Below are 263 nucleotides of genomic sequence, written 5' to 3' on the forward strand. Positions count from 1 at the left end.
TGCCATCGCTCAACGGATAAAAGCTACCCTGGGGATAACAGGCTTATCTCCCCCAAGAGTTCACATCGACGGGGAGGTTTGGCACCTCGATGTCGGCTCATCGCATCCTGGGGCTGAAGTAGGTCCCAAGGGTTGGGCTGTTCGCCCATTAAAGCGGTACGCGAGCTGGGTTCAGAACGTCGTGAGACAGTTCGGTCCCTATCCGTTGTGGGCGCAGGAAATTTGAGAGGAGCTGTCCTTAGTACGAGAGGACCGGGATGGAC

General features: G+C 56.7%; 1 rRNA gene. It reads left to right on the forward strand.

Going from position 1 to position 263, the window contains the following annotated elements:
• Positions 1 to 263, forward strand: a 23S ribosomal RNA gene (locus tag BUB35_RS00005); the annotation flags it as partial.

Origin of the sequence: Anaerotignum lactatifermentans DSM 14214, assembly GCF_900142265.1 — a bacterium.
In the GTDB taxonomy this organism is placed as follows: Bacteria; Bacillota; Clostridia; order Lachnospirales; family Anaerotignaceae; genus Anaerotignum; species Anaerotignum lactatifermentans.